This is a genomic window from Pseudomonas sp. RIT623 (assembly GCF_004519305.1).
Taxonomy (GTDB): Bacteria; Pseudomonadota; Gammaproteobacteria; order Pseudomonadales; family Pseudomonadaceae; genus Aquipseudomonas.
Genome location: NZ_SOZA01000004.1, coordinates 103,641 through 123,024 on the forward strand (window position 1 = coordinate 103,641; position 19,384 = coordinate 123,024).

Here is a 19,384-nt window from a genome sequence, read left to right on the forward strand (position 1 = left end):
AGGTCGGCTCCTGCACGGTTGCAGCCTGCCTCAGGCCCGTAGGAGCCAGCCTTGCTGGCGAACCAGACGACGCGGTGGATGGCGCGGTCCCGGGCTCAGCGCGCCTCACTCGGCCAGGCGCGGCAACACCTCATCCAGCCGTCGGTGCAGGGCGCTGCCGCTGGGCCAGTTACGCAGCAAACGTGCCCGGTCCCGGGCAAACGCAGGGGCAAAGCTCAACTGCGTGGCGTGCTGGCACATCGCATCAAGGTCGATCAGCGACCACTGGCCATCCTGCCAGAACAGGTTGTGGCCCTTGAAATCACCGTGGCTGATGCGTTCACGGATCAGTTGCTGCATCAGCCGTACCAGGGCATCGACCTGCTCGTCAGGTGCCTCGCCGCTGTCGATGAAGGGCGCGAAGCAGGCGATCAGGTCCGGGCCGTCGGCATGCTCGGTCAGCAGGTAGGCACGGCTGCGCAGGCCCAAGGTGCGTTGTTCCAGCACCGCCAACGGCTTGGGCGTGGCGATGTCGAGGAACTCCAGGCGGTGGCCTTCGATCCACGAATGCCAGGCCCGGCTCGGGCGCCAGAAGCGCTTGAACCAGTGCGCGGTGTTCTTGATGTTGTAGCGTTTGAGCACCAACCTGCGCCCGCCAACCTCGATGCGCGCCACGCTGGCCGCGCCGCCGGTCTTGTACAGGTGGCCCTGGTCGATCAACGCGTCGGCCTGTTCCAGCACCGGCAACAGCGCCTGAGCTTCGTCGCGACGGACGGCACGCAGGCCGGACAGGCTGCGCTCGACGCTGAATAACGTGCATTCGCGACCCGCTTTGTCCAGGTAATCCTTCAGGCGCCAGGCACGCACCTTGTCCACCTGCTTCTGCAAGGCTTCCAGCGGCAGCGCGTGCTCGGCGTTGGCCAGAATGTAATGCACCAGCGCCTCTTCCATGAACGGCTCAAGACGCTTGGGCAACTGGGCGAAGAACACGCCGAGGTTTTCCAGCACGCGCTGGCGCGACAGCTGCTGACCGGGGGTCTCGGCCTTGATGCCGGCACCATCGATCAGGTACAGCTGGCCGTCCTGGCGCAACAGGTTGTCCAGGTGCAGATCCTCCTGCCACAGGCCTTTGGCATGCATCCGGGCCACGGCGGTCAGCGCCTCGCCGAGCACTAGGTGCTGCTCATCGGCGAGCATTGGCAGGTGTTCGACAGCGGCCCAGGCCTCGCTCAGGCTTTCGCCATGGTCGAGGTACTCGAACAACAACCAGCCACCCTCGCCCTCCTTGAGGCCATCGGCCAGCAACCGCGGGGTAGTCAGGCCCTGCCCGGCCAGCAAGCGGGCGCCGTCCAGCTCACGCTGGAAGTGCCGGGCGGCATTGCCGCCGACCAGCAGCTTGGCCAATACCTTGGTGCCCCGCCAGATCCCGGCGCCGACATAACGCTGGCCCGGCAGCACGCGCAGCAGGCTGAGCAGTTGCAGATCGGCCGGGCCCGCGGCGTCGGCGAGGGTGACAGTCAGTGGCAATGCCGGACTGCGCCCGGCGTGCTTGAGTTCGGACAAACGCATCAGCGGGCCTCTTTATGGCGACGGCGTTGCAGCAAGCGGTGCAACCAGGTATCGACCGGCGCACTGTGCACAGGCTGCGCCAGGTAAGCGCCCAGCAGTACCCGCACATCCTCCTCGCCCCAGGCATCGGCTCGACGCAGCAGCGGCTCCAGGTCCTTGAGGCGGTCACGCATGCCGAACAGCAGCGGCCGGGTCTTTTCCAGGTCGATCAGCTGGGCCTGCCAGCCTTCGCGGCGCTCGCGCAGGAAAATGTGCTTGGGGTAGAAGCAGCCGTGCACCTGGCCGGCCGCGTGCAGGGTGCGGGCCAATTGGCCGCAGGCCTGGAGTATGCCAGTGCGTTGGGCCTCGGGTAGCTGTGGCCACTGCGCCAGCAACTGATCCAGGTCGGTCCACTCGTCCAGCGCGCGGGTCATGAGGATCGCGCGGTGCTCGCCTGCCTGCTTGCGCTCGCCATAGAACACCGCCTGCAAGGCCGGGATGTCGAGTTTTTGGTAGCGGCTGATATTGCGGAACTCACGGGCGAAGGTCGGCTCGCCGAAGGGCCGGTGCAGGGTACGGGTCAAGTAGTCGCTCTGGCGCTTGAGGTAGTAACCCTTGCCCTCGAGCTCCAGGCGAAACACGCTGCTCCAGCCGCCACGACCGGTGTTGGGCTCGTCCACGGCGTCCAGTTGCAGCGCCCACAGCGCGTCGAAGTCGCCCAGGCCATGGCGTTGCAGCAGCGCCTGGTCGGCGCTGGCCAGGTAGTCGGTCATTCCCTTCCCTCGAAAAAGCTCAGCACCTGGCGGATCCGCTTCTTGTCACGGCCGTTGAGGCGCTCGCGACCACGGTATTGCAGGTAGAAACGCAGGCGCTGGGTCGACGACAGGTGATACTTGGCGACCTTGTCCAGGCAGGCCAGGTCCTTGATCATCCGGTGCCGCCACATGAAACCGCGCCAAAAGTCGCCCGTCGGGCAGTCGATGAAGAATAGCGTGCCCTGGTCATCGACCAACAGGTTGCGCCATTTCAGGTCGTTGTGGGCAAAACGGTGCTCGTGCATGACCCGCGTGTGCCGCGCCAGTTGCCGGCTGACATGGCCAACCCAGGCACGGTCGGCCAGGCGCGGATCATTGCGCTCGGCCAAGGCCGACAGGTCTTCGGTACGCGGTAGTTCACGAGTGATCATCGCCCCGCGGCCAAATGCCAGGCCGTTGCGCTCCAGGCCCCAGGCCACGACCTCGGCCGTGGGGATGCCCCACTTGGCGAACTGCTTGAGGTTCTGCCACTCAGCCTTGATCCGCGGCCGCCCCAGATAGCGGCGCATGTGCTTGCCGGCGCCGGTATAGCGCTTGACGTAGTAATACACACCGTCGCGCTGGACGCGAATCACCTCGCTGAGTGGGTCCCGGGTGAGGTGCTCGCCCTTGAGCGCGAACACCGCGTCCAAGCTGCCAAAGTCCACCGCCAGGTGTTCGTAGCCCGGCGCCAGTGTCCAACCCGCCATCAGAGTGCATCTCCATAGCGTTGCTTGCGATCGTAAAGTTTTTGCGCCTTGCGCTCGAGCCAGGCGAGCAGCGCCGCCTCCTCCTTGAGCACCTGGCGCAGCGGGCGCTGGAAATAACCGCGCAAGAAACGCAGCTTGTCGCGGCGCGTAAGGCCGATGTCCAGGGCCGAGAAATACAGGGCGGCCAGGTCCTTGTCGCGCCAGCGCCGGGTGATGGTCGCCCGGGTCTGAGCGCGGTGCAGGTCAATCACCGACAGCTTGAAGTCGTCCGCGGTCACCGGGCGGTCGGTGTGCAGCAGGAAGTGACAGATATAGCAGTCGCGGTGGTTGACCCCGGCGCGGTGCATACCGCCGGTCATCTTCGCCACCTCGGCGATCAAGGCGCGCTTGAGACGCGGCTCGGGCGGCTGCTTGAGCCAATCGATGCTGAAATCTTCCAGGCTGATGGTCGGCGCCAGTTCTTCGGTCACGATGAACGAATGCTGGGTCGCCGGGTTGCTGCCACGCTCGCCATAGGCCACCGCGGTCATGGTCGGCACGCCTACCTCATGCAAGCGCTGAATGGCCCGCCACTCCTGGCCGGCACCCAATACCGGCAGCTTGGCGCTGAACAGGTTCTTGAAGATCTCGCCCCAGCCGATGCCACGGTGGATCTTGACGAAGAAGCCTGCGCCGTCGACTTCGGTGCGCAACGTGCGGCGGCCTTCCAGTTCGCGGTATACCTCGCCTTGCAGTTGCTCGACGGCCTCGAATGGGTCGCGCTCGGCCCACAGGCGCTTGAACGGCTCGGCCAGCATCAGTTTCATGGGCGCTCCTGGGCCAGGATCACGTCGGCGGCATGCTGCGGCATGCTGTACAGGTCGGCGCTGGCGGCGAAGGCCACGCCATTGCGCGACCAAGCCGCACGCGCCTCGCTGTCTTCGAGCATGCGTTGCAGATAGCGATTGAGCTGCTCCTGCTCGAACGGCTCGTCCAGCACCAGGCCGCTGTCGGCCTCGGCGATGTAGTGGGCATAGCCACAGACCTTGGACACCAGCACCGGCAGCCCGGCGACCAGCGCCTCGAGCAGCACGGTGCCGGTGTTTTCGTTGTAGGCCGGATGAATCAGCAAGTCGGCACCGAGCAGGAAACGCGGGATGTCGCTGCGCCCCTTGAGGAACTGCACCTGGTCACCCAGGCCGAGCGCGGTGCTTTGTACCTGGAACAGCTTGGGATCGTCCTGGCCGATGACCATCAGCCGGGTGCGCTTGCGCAGCGCCGACGGCAGAGCGGCCAGGGCCTTGAGGCTGCGGTCCACGCCCTTGGTCTTGAAGCCCGAGCCGATCTGCACGAGTAGCAGCTCGTCGTCGGCCAGGCCGAACTCACGACGGAACTCGGCGCGGATCGCCTCGGCATCGGCCGGGCGTCGGCGATCCTGGGAAATCCCCGGTGGCAGCAGGTGGAAACGTGCTTCAGGGGTGCCGTAGTGCTTGATGAACAGCGGCTGCTGCACCTCGGAGATCATCAGGATCTCGGTGCGTGCGTCCTTGGCGAACACCGCTCGCTCATAGTCGGCGAAATGACGATAACGGCCCCAACGGCGGTACAGGCCGCCGCGCAGGGTCTGGGCCTTGTCCTCGAAGCAGCCGTCGGCGGCGTAATACACGTCCAGGCCCGGCATCTTGTTGAAGCCGATCAGGCGATCGACCGGGCGCTTGGCCAGGTCCGCTTCCATCCAGGCGCTGAGCTTCTCGTTGCGCCGGTGGTTGAACAACGCCTTGACCGGTGCCACCAGCACCTCGAAGCCCGGCGGAATGTCACCTTCCCAGATCAGCGTGTACACGCGGATCTGGTGGCCGCGTTTCTGGCACTCAAGGGCGATGCGCATGAAATCGCGCTGCAGCCCGCCAAAGGGGAAATACTTGTAGAGCACAAAAGCCAGTTGCATCAACGAACATCCTCAGCCAGCAGCAGCGCGCTCAAGCGGCCCGCCACATGCTCGGGATTCAGGCGAGTGAAGCACAGCGGCCACTCGCGTTTGAGATCGAACCGGCGCAGGTCCTCGGCGCTCGGTTTGTAGGTGCACTTCTTCTGCAGGCACGGCGCGCAGGGGAAGTCGCTCGCCTGGTGGATCTGGGCGCGTCCGTAGGCACCGGTCAGACCAGGGTTGGTGGGGCCGAACAGGGAAATGGTCGGCACATCCAGGGCGGCGGCCAGGTGGCCGAGGCCGGTGTCCACCGCCACGCAGGCCTTGGCGGCCGCCAGTACGCGGGCAACGCCGACCAGGTTCAACTTGGGCAGTACCTGGCAGTTATTCAAGCCCTGGGCGATGCGCTCGGCGCGGGCCTTTTCCGCCGGGTTGCCCCACGGCAGCATCACTTGCAGCTTGCGCCGGCCCATGCGTTCGGCCAACTCACGCCAGTAGGATTCGGGCCAGTGCTTGGTGGCCCAGGTGGTGCCGTGCAGGAACACCACATAGGGCGCCGCTGGCGGCAGTTGCAGGCGGTTGAGATCCAGGCCGTAGTTGCCCAGCCCTTCGGGCAGGTCGTAGGCCAGGGCCAGGGCAAACAGTTGGCGCACGCGCTCGACGGCATGCTGGCCAACCGCGACCGACAGCCGCCGGTCATAAAAGCGGCTGGCCAAGCCTTCACGCGCCGAATAGCGGTCCAGGCCAGCCACCGGCGCCTTCACGTAGCGGGTCAGCCAGGCCGATTTGACCAGGCCCTGGGCATCGATCACCAGGTCGTACTTGCGCGCGCGCAGGCGTTGCTTGAATGCCTTCCACTCACCGCTCTTGAGGGTCTGCCAGAGGTTCTTGCGCCAGCGGCGGATCGCCACCGGGATCACCTGGTCGACCGCTGGGTGCCAGCTGGGGATCTCGGCGAAGCCCTCTTCCACCACCCAGTCGAAACGAATGCCGGGGATGGCGTGGGCGGCGTCGGTGAGCGCCGGAAGGGTATGGATGACGTCGCCCAGCGACGACGTCTTGATGATCAGCACCCGCACTCAGTCGACCTCGGCCACGGTATCGATCAGGTTAGGCCCACCCAGGCTGTGCAGGGCGGCGATGACTTTCGCCGGCTCCAGCAGCCGCAGGCAGTTGTAGTGACCGAAACGGCAGGTGCGCTCGAAGCACGGGCTGCACTCGATACCGGTGCGCACCACCTCGACCTGCTCGGCCAACGGCGGGGTGAAGCCCGGCGAAGTAGAGCCGTACACCGCCACCAGCGGGCGGTTGAGGGCCGCGGCCACGTGCATCAGGCCAGAGTCGTTGGAAACCACCGCGCTGGCGCAGGACATCAGGTCGATTGCCTCGGCCAGCGAGGTCTCGCCGGCCAGGTTGCTGGACTCTTCGCGCAGGCCCGGGATCAGCCGGTCGCGGATCTGTTCGCCGACCGGGTGATCGTTCTTCGAACCGAACAGCCACACCTGCCAGCCCTGGCGGATCATGGCATCGGCCACCTCGGCGTAGTGCTCGGCGGGCCAGCGCTTGGCTTCGCCGAACTCGGCCCCCGGGCACAGGGCCAGCACCGGGCGGTCCAGCGCCAGCCCGAACTTGGCCAGGGCGGCGTCGCGGCTGGCGGCTTCTATCTGCAGGCTCGGCCGCGGATATGGCTGCGGCAGCTCGGCACCTGGGGCATAGGCCAGGGCCATGAGGCGTTCGATCATCAGCGGGTAGCGCGCCTTGTCCAGCTTGCGCACATCGTTGAGCAGCAGGTAGCGCATCTCGCCGCGCCAGCCGGTGCGCTTGGGGATACCGGCAAAGTACGGCACCAGCGCCGACTTGAGCGAGTTGGGCAGCAGGATCGCCTGGTCGTACTGGCCGGCCAGGGACTTGCCGATGCGCCGCCGCGTGGCCAGCTCCAGGGCGCCGTGGCCGAGCGGGAAGCTCAAGGCCTGGCGCACTTCGGGCATGCGCTCGAGGATCGGCCGGCTCCACTCGGGGGCCAGCACATCGATCGCGCAGTCGGGATGCTGTTGCTTCAGGCACTGGAACAGGGTCTGCGCCATCACCATGTCGCCGACCCAGCTGGGGCCAATGATCAGTATTCTCATGCTTTATCCAGAAACATTCGGGGAGGCTGCAGGCTGCGCTACAACCTGGCCTCCCCTCTTTATATTCAGGCTATGTGGCGGACAGTGTACCACCGGTGTCGGGCCATGGACCTTTGGGGCTGCTATGCAGCCCTATCGCGACACAAGGCCGCTCCTACAGGAGATCGCATTTCCCTGTAGGAGCGGCCTTGTGTCGCGATAGGGCCGCACAGCGGCCCCAAAATCTCAAGCCAGGCCCAATTCCCCCCAGATCCGCCTTACCTCACGGCGCTCATCGACGAACTGCGCGGCATCGATCACCCCCGCCTGCTTCTGCAAGGCCTGGCGGTGCGAGGCCGAGCGGAACGCCTTGTACACCTCGCGCAGCAACACCGCATCGGCGGCGGGCATCAGCGCGGCCTGCTCCAGCTCTTCGAGGATGCGGATATTGTCGGTCCAGCGCAGTATCGCCGGATGCGCGTGGGACCACGCCAAAGCGGCGTATTGCACCATAAATTCGATATCGACGATACCGCCGGCATCCTGCTTGATATCGAACGGCTGGCCGGCGTCGAAGGCGTTGCCGGCGGTACCTGCGGCAGTACCCTTGGTACCGAGGTTGTCGCGCATCTTGGCGCGCATTTCGCTCACCTCGGCGCGCAGCTTGTCGAGGTCGCGCGGCTGGCCCAGCACCTGCGCCCGCACGCCTTCGAAAGCCTTCGCCACCTGCGGACAACCCACCAGCACCCGGGCGCGCACCAGGGCCTGGTGTTCCCAGGTCCAGGCCTCGTTCTGCTGGTAGCGCTCGAAGGCGCCCAGCGAGCTGACCAGCAACCCCGAGGCCCCCGACGGGCGCAGGCGCATATCGACGTCATACAGCTGCCCGGAGTTGGTCTGGGTAGTCAGCAAATGGATGATGCGCTGGCCCAGGCGGGTGAAGAACTGCGCGCTGTCGATGGGCTTGGCGCCGTCGGTCTCGGCGTTCGGGTCGCCATCGTGGATGAACACCAAGTCCAGGTCGGAGCCATGGCCCAGCTCGATGCCGCCGACCTTGCCATAACCGACGATGATGAAGCCCGGGTCGCACAGGCTGCCGTCACTGCGCTTGGGCTGGCCATGGCGCGCCACGGTCTGGCGCCAGGCCAGGGCCAGCACCTGGTCGAGGATCGCCTCGGCCAGCCAGGTCAGGTAGTCACTGACCTTCATCAACGGCAGGTTGCCGCTGATCTCGGACGCCGCCACCCGCAGGCTGTGGGCCAGCTTGAAGTGGCGCAGGGCCTCCATTTGCTGCTCGAGGTCGTCCTCGGGGATGCGCATCAGGCGCTCGCGCAGCTCGGCGGCCAGTTCCGGGGCCAGTGGCGGGCTGAACAACCGGCCTTCGTTGAGCAGCTCGTCGAGCAGCAGCGGGTAGCGGGCCATCTGTTCGGCGATCCACGGGCTGGCGGCGCACAGGGTCAGCAAGCGGCGCAAGGCCCCGGGATTCTCGGTCAGCAGCACCAGGTAGGCCGAGCGCCGCGCCACCGCCTCTACCAGAGGCAGCACGCGCTCGAGCACCAGGTCGGGGTTGTCGTGTTCCACGGCCTGGGCCAGCAGGCGCGGAATGAAGGCGTCCAACCGCTCACGACCAATGCGCTGCATCGAGCGCAAGGTCGGGCTGACGCGCAAGGCGTTGAGCCGGCGCAAGGCTTCGGCGGGCTGGCGGAAGCCGGCCTCTTCCAACTGCCGCCCGGCGGCCTCTTCATCCTGGGCCTGCTCCCACAACGGCGACCATTCGCCGCCCACCACCAGCTCGCCCTCGGCGTCGTCTTCGTCCGGGTCGGCGATCACCTGGCGGAAGTGCCAGTCGACCCGCCCGCGCCAGTGCATCAATTGCCCGTGGAAGCTGTCCCAGTCGGCATAGCCCAACATATAAGCGATGCGCGCACGGTCGGTCTGGTCGTCCGGCAGCATCTGCGTCTGGCGATCGGCGATGGCCTGGATGGCGTGCTCGGTGTAGCGCAGGAACTCATAGCCCTCGCGCAGCTCGGCCACCACCGCCGGCGGCAGGTAACCCTGCCCTTCCAAAGTGCCCAGCACTTTTAACAGCGGCCGCTGCTGCAGGCTCAGGTCACGCCCGCCATGAATCAACTGGAATGCCTGGGCGATGAACTCCACTTCACGGATGCCCCCGGCACCCAGCTTGATGTTCTCGGCCATGCCCTTGCGCCGCACTTCCTGCTGGATCAGCTGCTTCATGGTGCGCAGCGCCTCGATGGCGGAGAAGTCCAGGTAACGGCGGTAGACGAACGGACGCAGCATGTCCTGCAACTGGGCACCAGCGGCCTGGTCCCCGGCCACCACCCGCGCCTTGATCATCGCGTAGCGCTCCCAGTCGCGCCCCTGGTCCTGGTAGTACTGCTCCAGGGCATTGAAGCTGAGCACCAACGCGCCGGCCGAACCGTAGGGGCGCAGCCGCATGTCGACGCGGAACACGAAGCCATCGCCGGTGACCGGGTCGAGCGCCTTGATCAGCCGCTGGCCCAGGCGGGTAAAGAACTCCTGGTTGTCCAGCGAACGCTTCACGCCCTCGGTTTCCCCGCCTTCGGGGAAAGCGAAGATCAGGTCGATGTCGGACGACAGGTTCAGCTCCACCGCCCCCAGCTTGCCCATGCCCAGCACCACCAACTGCTGCGGCTGGCCGCTGCGGTTACCCATGGGCGTGCCGAACTGCTGGCAGTGGCGCGGGTACAGCCATTGATAGGCTTCGTCGATGCTGGCGTCGGCTAGGTCGGACAGGTCGCGACAGGTTTCGGCCAGCGCCGCCTGGCGGGTCAGGTCACGCCAGATGATGCGCACCTGCTGGCGATTGCGCTCGCGGCGCAGGTTGCGCGCCAGTTCGTCCTCACTCTGCGCGGCCTGGGCGGCGGCATGGATCCGCGCGCGCAGCTCGCCCGGGGCGAAGGCCCGGCCCATCTCGCCCGTGCCCAGCAGCTCGAACAGCATCGCCGGATCGCGCTGGGTCTGGGCCAGCACGAAATCACTGGCGGCGGCCACCTGGTCGAACTGCTGGCGCTGCTCGGCACTCCAGATGTCGGTAGCCAGGCCAGGATGGGCGGTCAGGGCGTCCGCCAGGAATTGTCGATTGCGGGCGACCAGCGGTTGGAGAGCGGCAGGCAGATCGAGCGGCAAAGGCAGGCGCATGGTCTATCCTTGATCGGCGTGAATGAGAGGGGTTGAGGGGGTCAAGCGCAGGCTGGACCACGGTTGGACTGTCGTACAAAAGTTGGAAATAGCTGAAATAGCTGAAAGATTGGCAAAAAACATCGGCATTTACCCACTAGCAACACAGCGCCAACCAACATGAACGTTTTTCCTCACAACCCAGGGTGCGACCAAACGTCGCATTTGTGTAGTTTTACTACTACCCTCGCCGTGCGAAAGCATGAAATGCGAATCCATTTGTAGTAAAACTACACCGCGCCGGATGACTGTCCGGTAATCCAAGAATTCACGACGTCTGCCCATAAGGCCAGTCGCAAACTCAGGCCATCGATTCTGGTGGCCTTTCCGCCCTGGAGCAAGCCATGCAAGACCTCGATCCAATCGAAACCCAGGAATGGCTGGATGCCCTGGAGTCGGTCCTCGACAAAGAAGGCGAAGACCGCGCTCATTACCTGATGACCCGCATGGGCGAGCTGGCCACCCGCAGTGGCTCCCAGCTGCCGTACGCAATCACCACGCCATACCGCAACACCATCCCTGTCACCCACGAAGCACGCATGCCTGGCGACCTGTTCATGGAACGCCGCATTCGCTCGATGGTGCGTTGGAACGCGCTGGCCATGGTGATGCGCACCAACCTGAAGGACTCGGACCTGGGCGGCCACATCTCCAGCTTCGCCTCCAGTGCCACCCTGTACGACATCGGCTTCAACTACTTCTTCCAGGCCCCGACCGAAGAACACGGCGGCGACCTGATCTTCTTCCAGGGCCACGCATCGCCAGGCGTCTACGCCCGCGCCTTCATGGAAGGCCGCATCAACGAAGACCAAATGAACAACTTCCGCCAGGAAGTCGACGGCAACGGCCTGTCTTCGTACCCGCACCCGTGGCTGATGCCTGACTTCTGGCAGTTCCCGACCGTGTCGATGGGCCTGGGCCCGATCCAGGCGATCTACCAGGCACGTTTCATGAAGTACCTGGAAGCGCGCGGCTTCATCCCCGCCGGCAAGCAGAAGGTCTGGTGCTTCATGGGCGACGGCGAGTGCGACGAGCCGGAATCCCTGGGCGCGATCGCCCTGGCCGGCCGCGAGAAGCTGGACAACCTGATCTTCGTCATCAACTGCAACCTGCAGCGCCTCGATGGCCCGGTTCGCGGCAACGGCAAGATCATCCAGGAACTCGAAGGCGTGTTCCGTGGCGGTGGCTGGAACGTCAACAAGGTGGTCTGGGGCCGTTTCTGGGACCCACTGCTGGCCAAGGACACCAACGGTGCCCTGCAGCGCCGCATGGACGAAGTCATCGACGGCGAGTACCAGAACTACAAGGCCAAGGACGGCGCGTACGTCCGTGAGAACTTCTTCAACACCCCAGAGCTCAAGGCCATGGTCGAAGACCTGTCCGACGACGAGATCTGGAAGCTCAACCGTGGCGGCCACGACCCGTACAAGGTCTACGCGGCATACCACCAGGCGGTGAACCACAAGGAGCAGCCGACCGTCATCCTGGCCAAGACCATCAAGGGTTACGGTACCGGTGCCGGCGAAGCCAAGAACACCGCGCACAACACCAAGAAGGTCGACGTCGAAAGCCTGCGTCACTTCCGTGACCGCTTCGACATCCCGGTCAAGGATGCCGACCTCGAGAACCTGCCGTTCTTCAAGCCCGAAGAAGGTTCCGCCGAAGCCAAGTACCTGGCCGAGCGCCGCGCCGCCCTGGGCGGCTTCGTGCCACAGCGCCGCGCCAAGAGCTTCAGCGTGCCGACCCCGCCACTGGAAACGCTCAAGGCAATCCTGGACGGCTCGGGCGACCGCGAAATCTCCACCACCATGGCCTTCGTGCGCATCCTGGCGCAGCTGGTCAAGGACAAGGACATCGGCCAGCGCATCGTCCCGATCATCCCGGACGAAGCCCGTACCTTCGGTATGGAAGGCATGTTCCGCCAGCTGGGCATCTACTCGTCGGTCGGCCAGCTCTACGAGCCAGTCGATAAAGACCAGGTAATGTTCTACCGCGAAGACAAGAAGGGTCAGATCCTCGAGGAAGGCATCAACGAAGCCGGCGCCATGTCGTCGTTCATCGCTGCCGGCACCTCGTACAGCTGCCACAACCAGCCGATGCTGCCGTTCTACATCTTCTACTCGATGTTCGGCTTCCAGCGCATTGGCGACCTGGCCTGGGCCGCTGGCGACAGCCGCACCCGTGGTTTCCTGATCGGCGGTACCGCCGGCCGTACCACCCTCAACGGTGAAGGCCTGCAGCACGAAGACGGTCACAGCCACATGATGGCGGGCACCATCCCGAACTGCCGCACCTACGATCCGACCTACGGCTACGAGCTGGCGGTGATCATCCAGGACGGCATGAAGAAGATGACCGAAGAGCAACAGGACATCTTCTACTACATCACCGTGATGAACGAGTCGTACCAGCAGCCAGCCATGCCGGCCGGTGTCGAGGACGGCATCATCAAGGGCATGTACCTGCTCGAGGAAGATACCCGCGAAGCCGCGCACCACGTCCAGCTGATGGGCTCCGGCACCATCCTGCGCGAAGTCCGCGAAGCTGCGAAGATCCTGCGTGAAGAGTTCAACGTCGGCGCCGACGTTTGGAGCGTCACCAGCTTCAACGAACTGCGTCGCGACGGCCTGGCCGTGGAACGCGCCAACCGCCTCAAGCCTGGCCAGAAGCCACAGCAGACCTACGTCGAGCAGTGCCTGGCCGGTCGCAAGGGCCCGGTCATCGCCTCCACCGACTACATGAAGCTGTTCGCCGAGCAGATCCGCCAGTGGGTGCCGAGCAAAGAGTTCAAGGTCCTGGGTACCGACGGCTACGGTCGCAGCGACAGCCGCAAGAAGCTGCGTCACTTCTTCGAAGTCGACCGCCACTTCGTGGTGCTGGCTGCCCTGGAAGCCCTGGCTGACCGTGGCGAGATCGAACCCAAGGTTGTGGCTGACGCCATCGTCAAGTTCGGTATCGATCCGGACAAGCGCAACCCACTGGACTGCTGAGGAGTATTTTTAAGTGAGCGAACTCATTCGCGTACCTGACATCGGCAGCGGTGAAGGTGAAATCATCGAGCTGTTCGTCAAGGTCGGTGACCGTATCGAAGCAGACCAGAGCCTGCTGACCCTGGAGTCCGACAAGGCCTCCATGGAAATCCCTGCGCCCAAGGCCGGCGTGGTCAAGGAACTGAAGGTCAAGCTGGGCGACCGCCTGAAAGAAGGCGACGAGCTGCTGGTCCTGGAAGTCGAGGGCGCCGCCGCGGCGCCCGAGGCTCCGGCCACGGCGGCCCCGGCTGCTGCTCCAGCGCCCGCCGCTGAAGCCGCCGCCCCGGCCCCTGCCGCCGCCCCGGCTGCCGCCAGCGTGCAAGATATCCACGTGCCGGACATCGGCTCGTCGGGCAAGGCCAAGATCATCGAAGTGCTGGTCAAGGTCGGCGACACCGTCGAAGCCGACCAGTCGCTGATCACCCTGGAGTCCGACAAGGCCTCCATGGAGATCCCGTCGCCCGCCGCTGGCGTGATCGAAGCCGTGCTGTGCAAGCTGGAAGACGAAGTCGGCACCGGCGACCTGATCTTCAAGATCAAGGCCGCAGGCGCAGCCCCTGCTGCTACTGCTCCGGCCGCTGCTGTCCCGGCTGCCGCTCCTGCCCAAGCCGCCGCACCGGCCGCGGCTCCGGCGCCTATCGCCGCCCCTGCTCCGGTCGCCACCGCGCCGGCTGCTGGCAGCAACGCCAAGGTCCATGCCGGCCCTGCCGTTCGTCAGCTGGCCCGTGAATTCGGCGTCGACCTGGGTTCGGTCGCGGCTACCGGTCCGCACGGCCGCATCCTGAAAGAAGACGTGCAGGTCTACGTCAAGGCGATGATGCAGAAGGCCAAGGAAGCCCCGGCTGCCGGCGCTACCGGTGGTGCCGGCATCCCGCCGATCCCTGCCGTGGACTTCAGCAAGTTCGGCGAAGTCGAAGAAGTCGCCCTGACCCGCCTGATGCAGGTCGGTGCCGCCAACCTGCACCGCAGCTGGCTGAACGTGCCGCACGTGACCCAGTTCGACTCCGCCGACATCACCGAGCTGGAAGCCTTCCGCGTGGCGCAGAAGGCCGTGGCCGAGAAGGCTGGCGTCAAGCTGACCGTGCTGCCGCTGCTGCTCAAGGCCTGCGCCTTCCTGCTCAAGGAACTGCCGGACTTCAACAGCTCGCTGGCGCCAAGCGGCAAGGCGATCATCCGTAAGAAGTACGTGCACATCGGCTTCGCCGTGGACACTCCGGACGGCCTGCTGGTCCCTGTGATCAAGAATGTCGACCAGAAGAGCCTGCTGCAACTGGCTGCCGAGGCCGCCGCTCTGGCAGAGAAGGCACGCACCAAGAAGCTGTCGGCCGACGACATGCAGGGTGCCTGCTTCACCATCTCCAGCCTCGGCCACATTGGCGGTACCGGCTTCACGCCGATCGTCAACGCGCCTGAGGTGGCGATTCTCGGTGTGTCCAAGGCAACCATGCAACCGGTCTGGGATGGCAAGGCCTTCCAACCCAAGCTGATGCTGCCGCTGTCGCTGTCCTACGATCACCGTGTGATCAACGGCGCCGCCGCGGCGCGCTTCACCAAGCGCCTGGGCGACGTGTTGGGCGATATCCGCACCATGCTGCTGTAAACCGTTGCTTGCCTGCCCCTGTGTCGAGGGGCAGGTACCCTTTCGAGCTGCCACGCTCGTACCTCAACCCCGCCATCTGGCGGGGCTTTTTTTGTCCGCATGAATGCCACGACCCTGTAGGAGCCCGCTTGCTGGCGAACAGGTGCGTGGTTCGCCAGCAAGCTGGCTCCTACAGATTTCATGCAACTGGCCGACAACCTGTTCACAGCATCCCGCATGGCCGCTTGCCAGCCCACGGGACATGATGCAACCTTGCCCGATACGCCGGTTTCACGCCGTGCCCCCAGTTCAAGCGAGTCTTCGATGAAAAGCCAACCCGATGCCGCCAGCCGTGTGGCGGCCGAGGTCGTCACGCAGCTTCCCGTGCCCTCGCGGCTCGGCATGCTGCGTTTCGAACGGCTCAACGAAGCCAGCTGGGCCATGCTTTACCTCGACCCGGCCTGCGAACGCCAATTCGGCTTGCCCGCCGCCGAGCTGTGTGCCCTGATCGGCTCGCCCTACGCCAGCCTGATGGAGCCCGAGGCACGCTACAAGCTGCACGACGAGATCCAGTTGCAACTGAGCCAGCGCGGCTACTACCGGGTGCGCTACACCCTGCACGCCCACCCGGCGCCGCTGCGCCTGCTGGAAGTCGGTGAAAGCTACAAGCAGCACAACCGCCAACTGCTGCGCGGCTACCTGACCGTATTCGACCAGCAGGTCGATACCCCGGACCTCGACACCCACGACCTGGAGTCGCGCAACAACCGCCTGCAACTGGCCCTGCAACTGAACCAGCGAGCCCAGCAGGAACAGCTCGAGCACCTGGAGCGGGTGCGCGCCCAGCAAGACCTGATCCTGCGCCTGGCCCGCCAGCGCTACAGCATCGGCAACTCGCTGATCGAGGCCGCCGAACTGATCACCCAGAGCGCCTGCGAGATCTACAACGTCGACTGCGCCAGCATCTGGTACCTGCACGAGCAGCGTCTGGAGCCGATCATCGCCTGGTACCGCCGCGACCGGCAGCACCGCATGCCCGAGGCGATCGACGCCAGCCAGTTCCCCGACTACCTCGAGGCGCTGCACGCCAGCCGCGCCATCGACGCCCACAACGCCAGCCATGACCCGCGCACTCGCGAGATGGCCGAATCGCTGTACGCCAGCGACGACAACGCCATGCTCGACGCCAGCATCCGCATCGATGGCCAGGTGGTCGGTGTGCTGTGCCTGGAGCAGACCGGTCGCGCCCGGGCCTGGCAGTCGGATGAGATCGCCTTCGCCGGCGAGCTGGCCGACCAGTTCGCCCAGGTGATCAACAATCACAACCGGCGCACCGCCGCCAGCGCCCTGCACCTGTTCCAGCGCGCCGTGGAACAGAGCGCCAGCGCCTTCCTGCTGGTCAATCGCGACGGCGTGGTGGAATACGTCAACCCAAGCTTCACCGCCATCACCCAGTACAGCACCGAGGAGGTCCAGGGCCACCACCTGGGCGAGCTGCCGGCGCTGGAGAACCTTAGCGAGCTGCTGTTCGATTCGCCCTCGAGCCTGGCCATGGGCAATAGCTGGCAGGGCGAATTCAAGAGCCGGCGCAAGAACCTCGAGCCCTACTGGGGCCAGCTGTCGATCTCCAAGGTGTACGGCGACAACCGCGAGCTGACCCACTACATCGGCATCTACGAGGACGTCACCCAGAGCAAGCTGGCCCAGCAGCGCATCGAGCGCCTGGCCTACACCGACAACCTGACCAACCTGGGCAACCGCCCGGCGTTCATCCGCAACCTCGACGAGCGCTTCGCCCGCGACAGCGACAGCCCGATCTGCCTGCTGCTGGTGGATATCGACAACTTCAAGCGGATCAACGACAGCCTCGGCCACCAGACCGGCGACAAGCTGCTGGTCAGCCTGGCCCGACGCCTGCGCAACAGCCTGAGCAATGGCGGCAGCCTGGCGCGCTTTGCCAGCAACGAATTCGCCGTGCTGCTCGACGACACCCACCTGGAAGACGGCCAGGGCGTCGCCCACCAGTTGCTGCGCACCCTCGACAAGCCGATGTTCGTCGACAACCAGTTGATCAACGTCACCGCCTCGGTAGGCCTGGCCTGCGCGCCGCTGCACGGCGCCGACCCGGCGACCCTGATGAAAAACGCCGGCCTGGCCCTGCACAAGGCCAAGGCCAACGGCAAGCACCAGGTCCAGGTGTTCACCGAGGTGCTCAACGCCGAGGCCAGCTACAAGCTGTTCGTCGAGAACAACCTGCGCCGCGCCCTGACCCAGAACGAACTGGAAGTGTTCTACCAGCCCAAGCTGTGCCTGCGCAGCGGCCGCCTGCTCGGGCTGGAGGCGCTGCTGCGCTGGAACCACCCCGAGCGCGGCATGATCCGCCCCGACCAGTTCATCAGCGTGGCCGAGGAAACCGGCCTGATCATTCCCATCGGCAAGTGGGTAGTGCGCCAGGCCTGCCGCATGAGCCAGCAACTGCGCGAAGCGGGCCTGGGCAACCTGCACGTGGCCATCAACCTGTCGCCCAAGCAGTTCTCCGACCCGGAGCTGGTCGCCTCGATCGGCACCATCCTCAAGGAGGAGGCGCTGCCGCCGCACCTGCTCGAGCTGGAGCTGACCGAAGGCCTGCTGCTGGAGGCCACCGAGGACACCCATCGCCAGCTCGACGAGCTCAAGGCCCTGGGCCTGACCCTGGCCATGGACGATTTCGGCACCGGCTATTCGTCGCTGAGCTACCTGAAGAAATTCCCGATCGACATCATCAAGATCGACCGCAGCTTCATCAACGAGATCCCCGACAACCAGGATGACATGGAGATCACCTCGGCAGTGGTGGCCATGGCCCACAACCTCAAGCTCAAGGTGGTGGCCGAAGGGATCGAGACGCCCGAGCAGTTGGCGTTCCTGCGCCGCCACCGCTGCGACGTCGGCCAGGGTTATCTGTTCGACCGGCCGATTCCGGGACGTGAGCTGAGCGAGAAACTGCGCCGCTATCCGCGCGGGCCGATGGACTGACAGCGGCGCAAACCTCGGGCACTATAGGGACCATTCGGCCCCATTCGCCGGCAAGCCGGCTCCTACGTAGGAGCCGGCTTGCCGGCGAATGGCCCACCCCCTATCCAACTGGAAAACTCAGAGGAACGGCCATGGTCCTGCGTTCGCAAATCCTGGTGAACAAAAACGTCCTGCCCACCGCGGAACAGGCCCTGCCTGGCCGCGAAACCCCGATGACCCTGCCCGAGTTCCACTACGTGTTCGAAGGCACCCCGCTGCTTGGCCCGTTCTTCGAAGGCGACATCGACTTCGCCATCTTCGGCCTGGGTTGCTTCTGGGGCGCCGAACGGCGCTTCTGGCAGCGCGAAGGCGTGGTCAGCACCGTGGTCGGCTACGCCGGCGGCTTCACCCCCAACCCCACCTACGAGGAAGTCTGTTCGGGCCTGACCGGCCACACCGAGGTGGTGCTGGTGGTGTTCGACAAGAACAAGGTCAGTTACCGCGAACTGCTGGCGATGTTCTGGGAGCTGCACAACCCGACCCAGGGCATGCGCCAGGGCAATGACGTCGGCACCCAGTATCGCTCGGCGATCTATTGCACCTCGCCGCAGCAACTCGAGCAAGCCCAGGCCAGCCAGGCCGCCTTCCAGGCCGAGCTGAGCAAGGCCGGCTTCGGCGCGATCACCACCGAGATCGCCCAGGCGCCGACCGTGTACTTCGCCGAGGCCTACCACCAGCAGTACCTGGCCAAGAACCCGGACGGCTACTGCGGCATCGGTGGCACTGGCGTGTGCCTGCCGCCCAGCCTGCAAGGTAACTGAGCCATGATCCTGTTCCATTCACCGCTGTCGCCGTTCGTGCGCAAGGTCATGATCGTGCTGCACGAGACCGGCCAATTGGAGCGCGTCAGCCTGCAGGGCGTGAACATCAGCCCGGTGAATGGTGACGCGCAGCTCAACCAGGGCAACCCGATCGGCAAGATCCCGGCCCTGCGCCTGGACGATGGCAGCGTGCTGCATGACAGCCGGGTGATCTGCGAGTATCTCGACACCCAGCATGTCGGCCTGCCGCTAGTGCCCCGCGAGGGCTCGATGCGCTGGCGGCGCCTGACCCTGGCGTCCCAGGCCGACGCGATCATGGATGCCGCGGTGGCCACGCGCTACGAGACCTTCCTGCGCCCGGCGGACAAACAATGGGACGGCTGGGTCGAGGCCCAGGGCGAGAAGATTCGCCGCGGGCTGGCGAATCTGGAACAGGAGCACCTGGCAGAGATCATCTCCGGGTTCGATATCGCCTCCATCGGCGTGGCCTGCGCCCTGGGTTACCTGGATCTGCGCCAGCCAGCGTTCGACTGGCGATCGCTGTACCCAGGGCTGGCCACCTGGTTCGCCCAGGTCAGCCAGCGGCCGTCGATGCTGGCCAGCGCTCCCTGAAGGGCCTCGCTAACCGGGTAGGAGCCAGCCTTGCTGGCGAAGCAGGCAACGCGGTGGATGGCACCGGCGGCGCCGGTGTTCGCCA

The 19,384-nt window shown here is 65.4% G+C and carries 13 protein-coding genes; 5 read left to right on the top strand and 8 right to left on the bottom strand.

Annotated features, from left to right (window positions below; all coding sequences use genetic code 11):
• Positions 1-105: 105 nt before the first annotated feature.
• From E3U47_RS04755 to glnE, 8 genes are all read right to left on the bottom strand, one after another.
• A complete protein-coding gene (locus E3U47_RS04755; protein ID WP_134689858.1) occupies positions 106-1,548 on the bottom strand; it encodes a lipopolysaccharide kinase InaA family protein in 1,443 nt (480 codons plus the stop codon).
• Positions 1,548-2,300, bottom strand: coding sequence for a lipopolysaccharide kinase InaA family protein (locus E3U47_RS04760; RefSeq protein WP_134689859.1), 753 nt, complete (start codon positions 2,298-2,300; stop codon positions 1,548-1,550). Before E3U47_RS04760 ends, E3U47_RS04755 begins: the two co-directional genes overlap by 1 nt.
• Positions 2,297-3,031 carry a lipopolysaccharide kinase InaA family protein gene (locus tag E3U47_RS04765; protein ID WP_134689860.1) on the bottom strand — a complete coding sequence of 245 codons (735 nt, stop codon included), beginning with the start codon at positions 3,029-3,031 and terminating at the stop codon, positions 2,297-2,299. Before E3U47_RS04765 ends, E3U47_RS04760 begins: the two co-directional genes overlap by 4 nt.
• Positions 3,031-3,837 (bottom strand): lipopolysaccharide core heptose(I) kinase RfaP, encoded by an 807-nt coding sequence (rfaP, locus tag E3U47_RS04770; protein ID WP_134689861.1) that lies wholly within the window; start codon positions 3,835-3,837, stop codon positions 3,031-3,033. The genes E3U47_RS04765 and rfaP overlap by 1 nt, the downstream gene beginning before the upstream one ends.
• The gene (locus E3U47_RS04775; protein ID WP_134689862.1) at positions 3,834-4,958 is read right to left on the bottom strand and encodes a glycosyltransferase family 4 protein; all 1,125 of its coding nucleotides are present in this window, start codon (positions 4,956-4,958) and stop codon (positions 3,834-3,836) included. Before E3U47_RS04775 ends, rfaP begins: the two co-directional genes overlap by 4 nt.
• The gene (waaC, locus tag E3U47_RS04780) at positions 4,958-6,016 is read right to left on the bottom strand and encodes a lipopolysaccharide heptosyltransferase I (protein ID WP_134689863.1); all 1,059 of its coding nucleotides are present in this window, start codon (positions 6,014-6,016) and stop codon (positions 4,958-4,960) included. Before waaC ends, E3U47_RS04775 begins: the two co-directional genes overlap by 1 nt.
• On the bottom strand, positions 6,017-7,066 hold the full coding sequence (waaF, locus tag E3U47_RS04785; RefSeq protein ID WP_134689864.1) for a lipopolysaccharide heptosyltransferase II: 1,050 nt from the start codon (positions 7,064-7,066) through the stop codon (positions 6,017-6,019).
• Between the two features lie 225 nt (positions 7,067-7,291).
• A complete protein-coding gene (gene glnE, locus E3U47_RS04795) occupies positions 7,292-10,225 on the bottom strand; it encodes a bifunctional [glutamate--ammonia ligase]-adenylyl-L-tyrosine phosphorylase/[glutamate--ammonia-ligase] adenylyltransferase (RefSeq protein ID WP_134689866.1) in 2,934 nt (977 codons plus the stop codon).
• Between the two features lie 383 nt (positions 10,226-10,608).
• Between glnE and aceE the strand changes: the two genes are divergently transcribed.
• The 5 genes from aceE (at position 10,609) to E3U47_RS04820 (ending at position 19,299) form a co-directional block, all read left to right on the top strand.
• Positions 10,609-13,254: a pyruvate dehydrogenase (acetyl-transferring), homodimeric type gene (gene aceE, locus E3U47_RS04800; RefSeq protein WP_134689867.1), complete on the top strand. Its 2,646-nt coding sequence runs from the start codon at positions 10,609-10,611 to the stop codon at positions 13,252-13,254.
• Between the two features lie 13 nt (positions 13,255-13,267).
• Positions 13,268-14,893 carry a dihydrolipoyllysine-residue acetyltransferase gene (aceF, locus tag E3U47_RS04805; RefSeq protein ID WP_134689868.1) on the top strand — a complete coding sequence of 542 codons (1,626 nt, stop codon included), beginning with the start codon at positions 13,268-13,270 and terminating at the stop codon, positions 14,891-14,893.
• A 303-nt stretch (positions 14,894-15,196) separates the two neighbouring features.
• Positions 15,197-17,887, top strand: coding sequence for a bifunctional diguanylate cyclase/phosphodiesterase (locus E3U47_RS04810; RefSeq protein WP_134689869.1), 2,691 nt, complete (start codon positions 15,197-15,199; stop codon positions 17,885-17,887).
• Positions 17,888-18,018: 131 nt separating this feature from the next.
• Positions 18,019-18,687 (top strand): peptide-methionine (S)-S-oxide reductase MsrA, encoded by a 669-nt coding sequence (msrA, locus tag E3U47_RS04815; protein WP_134689870.1) that lies wholly within the window; start codon positions 18,019-18,021, stop codon positions 18,685-18,687.
• 3 nt (positions 18,688-18,690) lie between these two features.
• Positions 18,691-19,299: a glutathione S-transferase gene (locus E3U47_RS04820; protein ID WP_134689871.1), complete on the top strand. Its 609-nt coding sequence runs from the start codon at positions 18,691-18,693 to the stop codon at positions 19,297-19,299.
• Positions 19,300-19,384 lie beyond the last annotated feature (85 nt).

What these genes read in the sequence shown, in the direction of transcription:
- E3U47_RS04810 (WP_134689869.1), top strand. Translation starts at nt 15,197, where the DNA reads ATGAAAAGCCAACCCGATGCCGCCAGCCGTGTGGCGGCCGAGGTCGTC.
- msrA (WP_134689870.1), top strand. Translation starts at nt 18,019, where the DNA reads ATGGTCCTGCGTTCGCAAATCCTGGTGAACAAAAACGTCCTGCCCACC.
- glnE (WP_134689866.1), bottom strand. Translation starts at nt 10,225, where the DNA reads ATGCGCCTGCCTTTGCCGCTCGATCTGCCTGCCGCTCTCCAACCGCTG.
- E3U47_RS04775 (WP_134689862.1), bottom strand. Translation starts at nt 4,958, where the DNA reads ATGCAACTGGCTTTTGTGCTCTACAAGTATTTCCCCTTTGGCGGGCTG.
- E3U47_RS04820 (WP_134689871.1), top strand. Translation starts at nt 18,691, where the DNA reads ATGATCCTGTTCCATTCACCGCTGTCGCCGTTCGTGCGCAAGGTCATG.
- E3U47_RS04760 (WP_134689859.1), bottom strand. Translation starts at nt 2,300, where the DNA reads ATGACCGACTACCTGGCCAGCGCCGACCAGGCGCTGCTGCAACGCCAT.
- rfaP (WP_134689861.1), bottom strand. Translation starts at nt 3,837, where the DNA reads ATGAAACTGATGCTGGCCGAGCCGTTCAAGCGCCTGTGGGCCGAGCGC.
- E3U47_RS04755 (WP_134689858.1), bottom strand. Translation starts at nt 1,548, where the DNA reads ATGCGTTTGTCCGAACTCAAGCACGCCGGGCGCAGTCCGGCATTGCCA.
- E3U47_RS04765 (WP_134689860.1), bottom strand. Translation starts at nt 3,031, where the DNA reads ATGGCGGGTTGGACACTGGCGCCGGGCTACGAACACCTGGCGGTGGAC.
- waaF (WP_134689864.1), bottom strand. Translation starts at nt 7,066, where the DNA reads ATGAGAATACTGATCATTGGCCCCAGCTGGGTCGGCGACATGGTGATG.
- aceE (WP_134689867.1), top strand. Translation starts at nt 10,609, where the DNA reads ATGCAAGACCTCGATCCAATCGAAACCCAGGAATGGCTGGATGCCCTG.